Annotated in this window: 2 tRNA genes and 3 rRNA genes; all 5 read right to left on the minus strand. The window is 55.9% G+C overall.

Annotation, left to right across the window (positions count from 1 at the left end):
- Positions 1 to 27 precede the first annotated feature (27 nt).
- The 5 genes from rrf to FL311_RS40710 all read right to left on the minus strand — a co-directional run bounded on the left by rrf (position 28) and on the right by FL311_RS40710 (position 5,507).
- Positions 28 to 144 (minus strand): 5S ribosomal RNA (gene rrf, locus FL311_RS40690).
- A gap of 161 nt (positions 145 to 305) precedes the next feature.
- Positions 306 to 3,269, minus strand: a 23S ribosomal RNA gene (locus FL311_RS40695).
- A gap of 260 nt (positions 3,270 to 3,529) precedes the next feature.
- A tRNA-Ala gene (locus FL311_RS40700) sits at positions 3,530 to 3,602 on the minus strand.
- A gap of 71 nt (positions 3,603 to 3,673) precedes the next feature.
- Positions 3,674 to 3,750 (minus strand) — tRNA-Ile (locus FL311_RS40705).
- A 219-nt stretch (positions 3,751 to 3,969) separates the two neighbouring features.
- Positions 3,970 to 5,507, minus strand: a 16S ribosomal RNA gene (locus tag FL311_RS40710).
- The 16S, 23S and 5S rRNA genes sit together here with 2 tRNA genes alongside, the layout of an rRNA operon.
- Between the last annotated feature and the right edge of the window lie 80 nt (positions 5,508 to 5,587).

Below are 5,587 nucleotides of genomic sequence, written 5' to 3' on the forward strand. Positions count from 1 at the left end.
CGAGGCGACGAGGGCTTCTCAAAAAGAATCCGGCAGCGACCTACTCTCCCACGCGGTTTCCCGCGGAGTACCATCGGCTCTGGAGGGCTTAACTTCCGTGTTCGGGATGGGAACGGGTGTGACCCCTCCGACATTGCCACCGGAAAACAAGAGACAGTGCATACGAAGGGTAAGTTGCAGCATTCTGCGAGTACAAGCCTCGCTGTGCTTCTAGAAGTTTCTTCCGGGTGAATGCGCATGCATTCAAGCCTCGGCCTTGGCCCCGAGTCCCTTACTCCCCTCGAGGGGGCGCGCAAGAGATAGGGGGAAGTAAGCCGCTCGACCAATTAGTACTGGTTAGCTCAACGCGTTACCGCGCTTACACACCCAGCCTATCAACGTCGTAGTCTTCGACGGGTCTTCAGGGGCTTGCGCCCGGGATACCTGGTCTTGAGGTCGGTTTCCCGCTTAGATGCTTTCAGCGGTTATCCAATCGGCACATGGCTACCCAGCGATGCCTCTGGCGAGACAACTGGTACACCAGCGGTGCCTCCAACCCGGTCCTCTCGTACTAAGGTCAGAGCCTCTCAAGTATCCTACGCCCACAGCAGATAGGGACCAAACTGTCTCACGACGTTTTGAACCCAGCTCGCGTACCGCTTTAATTGGCGAACAGCCAAACCCTTGGGACCTGCTCCAGCCCCAGGATGCGATGAGCCGACATCGAGGTGCCAAACCTCCCCGTCGATGTGAACTCTTGGGGGAGATAAGCCTGTTATCCCCGGAGTACCTTTTATCCGTTGAGCGATGGCCCTTCCATTCAGGACCACCGGATCACTATGACCTGCTTTCGCACCTGCTCGACGTGTCCGTCTCGCAGTCAAGCTCCCTTATGCCATTGCACTCGCCGCCCGGTTTCCAATCGGGCTGAGGGAACCATCGCGCGCCTCCGTTACTCTTTGGGAGGCGACCGCCCCAGTCAAACTACCCACCAGACAGTGTCCCAATCCCGGCTAACGGGACATGGTTAGACACCAGAAATCAACAGGGTGGTATTTCACCGTTGCCTCCACCGAACCTAGCGGCCCGGCTTCAAAGGCTCCCACCTATCCTACACAGTCAATCCCTAGTGTCACTGTCAAGTTATAGTAAAGGTTCACGGGGTCTTTCCGTCTTGCTGCGGGTAAACTGCATCGGCACAGCTATTTCAATTTCGCTGAGTCCCTCTCCGAGACAGCGCGGAAGTCGTTACTCCATTCGTGCAGGTCGGAACTTACCCGACAAGGAATTTCGCTACCTTAGGACCGTTATAGTTACGGCCGCCGTTTACTGGGGCTTCGGATCATCGCTTCACCTTGCGGCTGACGAATCCCCTTAACCTTCCAGCACCGGGCAGGAGTCAGACCCTATACGTCGGCTTGTCGCCTTCGCAGAGTCCTGTGTTTTTGGTAAACAGTCGCTACCGCCATTTCTCTGCAACCTCTCTCGGCTCCAGCTGTACGCCTTCACCTACCAGAGGCCCACCTTCTTCCGAAGTTACGGTGGAAATTTGCCTAGTTCCTTGGAGGAGAGTTCTCTCAAGCGCCTTAGGATTTTCTCCTCACCCACCTGTGTCGGTTTACGGTACGGACACCCTGCAAGCTCCCTACGGGACTTTTCTTGGAAGCAGAGCATCGACGACTTACCCCTGACGGGGCGCCATAAGGTCTCGAGGATAGCTGCCGCGCCTTTATTCGTACGCGACACCCCTACGCCTTTAGACTGACACAACCACCGGTCAGCTCGTCTAGCTTTCTCCGTCCTCCCTTAGTTCAACGCTTGCAAGATGGCGCGGGAATATTAACCCGCTTTCCATCATCTACGCCTTTCGGCCTCGACTTAGGTTCCGGCTAACCCTGGGAAGATTAACTTGACCCAGGAAACCTTGGGTTTACGGCGAGGGGGTTTCTCACCCCCTTTATCGCTACTCATTTCGGCATCAGCACTCCCAACCGCTCCAGTCGCCCTTTCGGTCGGCCTTCGCTGCAGTTGGGACGCTCCCCTACCGCCATACGCTTTACGTATGACCCGAAGCTTCGGCACTAGTCTTGAGCCCCGTTACATTTTCGGCGCGGCCTGTCTTGACCAGTGAGCTATTACGCTTTCTTTAAAGGATGGCTGCTTCTAAGCCAACCTCCTGGTTGTCAATGACCTGCCACATCCTTTCTAGTGTTCACTTAGACTAGATTTGGGGGCCTTAGCTGTCGGTCTGGGTTATTCCCCTCTTGCCAATGGACGTTATCACCCACTGACTGCGTCCCGGGCTAACAATTACTGGCATTCGGAGTTTGGTACGGTTTGGTAATCTGGTGAGACCCCTAGCCGTTCCAGTGCTCTACCTCCAGTATTGAATTGCCCGAGCCGATACCTAAATATCTTTCGGGGAGAACCAGCTATCACGGAGTTTGATTGGCCTTTCACCCCTACACACAGCTCATCCCAGAAATTTTCAACTTTCATGAGTTCGGTCCTCCATGCGGTGTTACCCGCACTTCAACCTGGCCATGTGTAGATCACCCCGCTTCGGGTTATAATACACGCAACTAATTCGCCCTTTTAGGACTCGCTTTCGCTCCGGCTCCACCTATCGGCTTAGCCTCGCTACGTATATTAAGTCGCCGAATCATGATGCAAAAGGTACGCTCTCGCTCTGGCTTGCGCCGTAGAGCTCGAACTGCTTGTAGACATGCGGTTTCAGGTTCTTTTGACTCCCCTTGCCGGGGTTCTTTTCACCTTTCCCTCGCGGTACTTGTTCACTATCGGTCGCCAAGGAGTATTTAGCCTTACCGGATGGTCCCGGCTGATTCAGGCAGGATTGCACGTGTCCCGCCTTACTTGGGTAACCCACTCAGCTCCAACCAGCTTTCGCGTACGCGACTATCACGCTCTTTGGTGCCTCTTTCCAGAGGCTTCCGCTAGCCAGTCAAAGTCCTACCGTGGACCCGCTACCCCGACGCCACTTGCGTGACTTCGGTTTGGGCTTCTCCCATTTCGCTCGCCACTACTTTGGGAATCACTCATTGTTTTCTCTTCCTCAGGGTACTGAGATGTTTCACTTCCCCTGGTTAGCTCCTTCCTGCCTATGTATTCAGTAGGAGGTAACACCGCTATTCGCAGTGCTGGGTTTCCCCATTCGGACATCTCCGGATCAACGCTTGGTTGACAGCTCCCCGAAGCTTTTCGCAGCCACCCGCGTCCTTCATCGCCTCTTGGCACCTAGGCATCCACCGCACGCCCTTAGTAGCTTACTTGCCCTAATCTCTTGTCCAACGCCCGCCTCCCGGCGGATTGTCGAAACTCGAAACCAAGGCCCAGACCCCTGCTCTTCGCAGCAGGCCCGGAAGATTCACTTCTAATTCGCTTGTAGAAACACCGCCTCGCGCCTCGCCTCCCGGCGACGGCCTCGGCAGTGCTTTCTGCGAGAACTTGTTACTCAGCAGAAATTGCAACTTACCCTTCGTATGCACTTGTCAAAGAACGCTTCCCACTCAGACTGCAGGGAAAATCGTAGTGGAGCTGATCGGAATCGAACCGACGACATCCAGCTTGCAAAGCTGGCGCTCTCCCAACTGAGCTACAGCCCCTTAAACCAGGCCATCCTACCATGCTGGGTGCGTCACCACTTGGCTCCTCTCGACTCTACGTCTCGAGGAAGTGGTGGGCCTAGGTGGACTTGAACCACCGACCTCGCGCTTATCAGGCGCGCGCTCTAGCCAGCTGAGCTATAGGCCCAGGGAGCTACCGCGTCGATTCTTCCTACAGCGTCCTTCATTCTCAAAGAGCTGGTGCCGCGTTGCCGCGCACTCAGTCCTTCAAAACCAAACAGCAAGCCCAGAGAAGTCGAGTCGGATTGGACTCGGAAACGTTGACCTGGTCGACCTGACGCAGCCCGAAGGCTGCTGGCATCGCCTACTCGCACCAAAGTGCGTGTCCGATGCCCGGTCTCCTTAGAAAGGAGGTGATCCAGCCGCAGGTTCCCCTACGGCTACCTTGTTACGACTTCACCCCAGTTACCGACCACTCCTTGGGCACCTCTTGGTGAGGTGACTTCTGGAGCAATCGACTCCCATGGTGTGACGGGCGGTGTGTACAAGGCCCGGGAACGTATTCACCGCAGCGTGCTGATCTGCGATTACTAGCGATTCCGCCTTCATGGAGTCGAGTTGCAGACTCCAATCTGAACTGAGACCGGTTTTATGCGATTAGCTCCCCCTCGCGGGTTGGCAACGCTCTGTACCGGCCATTGTAGCACGTGTGTAGCCCTGGTCATAAAGGCCATGAGGACTTGACGTCATCCCCACCTTCCTCCGGTTTAACACCGGCAGTCCCTCTAGAGATCCACTTGCGTGGCAACTAAAGGCGAGGGTTGCGCTCGTTGCGGGACTTAACCCAACATCTCACGACACGAGCTGACGACAGCCATGCAGCACCTGTCTCTCGGTTCCCTTGCGGGCACTCCCTCATCTCTGAGAGATTCCGAGGATGTCAAGACCAGGTAAGGTTCTGCGCGTTGCGTCGAATTAAACCACATGCTCCACCGCTTGTGCGGGCCCCCGTCAATTCCTTTGAGTTTTAGTCTTGCGACCGTACTTCCCAGGCGGAGAACTTAATGCGTTAGCTACGGCACCGCGGGGGTCAACTCCCACGACACCTAGTTCTCATCGTTTACGGCGTGGACTACCAGGGTATCTAATCCTGTTTGCTCCCCACGCTTTCGCGTCTCAGCGTCAGTTACCGTCCAGGTGGCCGCCTTCGCCACCGGTGTTCCTCCCCATATCTACGAATTTCACCTCTACTTGGGGAATTCCGCCACCCTCTCCGGCACTCAAGCACGACAGTTTCGGGCGCACTTCCTCAGTTGAGCTGAGGGCTTTCACACCCGACTTGTCACGCCGCCTACACGCGCTTTACGCCCAATAATTCCGAACAACGCTTGCACCCTCTGTATTACCGCGGCTGCTGGCACAGAGTTAGCCGGTGCTTCTTCTCCCGGTACCGTCAAGCCGTAGCGTGTTGGGCTACGGGTTTTCGTCCCGGTCGAAAGTGCTTTACAATCCGAAGACCTTCATCACACACGCGGCGTTGCTGCGTCAGGCTTTCGCCCATTGCGCAAAATTCCCCACTGCTGCCTCCCGTAGGAGTCTGGACCGTGTCTCAGTTCCAGTGTGGCTGATCGTCCTCTCAGACCAGCTACCCGTCGTCGCCTTGGTGGGCCATTACCCCGCCAACTAGCTGATGGGCCGCGGACTCATCTGGTTGTGATAGCTTGTATACAGAGGCCACCTTTTCCCTCAGTCTCCGAAGAAACCGTGGGCTTATCCGGTATTAGCCAATCTTTCGACTGGTTATCCCGAGCATCCAGGCAGATTATCCACGTGTTACGCACCCGTGCGCCGCTCTACTAAGGGTTGCCCCTATTCGCGCTCGACTTGCATGTGTTAGGCACGCCGCCAGCGTTCGTTCTGAGCCAGGATCAAACTCTCCAATTTTTATTTTGAAGGTTGAACCGGCGTCAGCTGAGGCCCGGCTAAGGAACCTCAACTCGCTGATTCACTACAGGCCCTGCCGG

Source organism: Myxococcus sp. AB025B (assembly GCF_006518215.1).
Classification (GTDB): Bacteria; Myxococcota; Myxococcia; order Myxococcales; family Myxococcaceae; genus Myxococcus; species Myxococcus fulvus.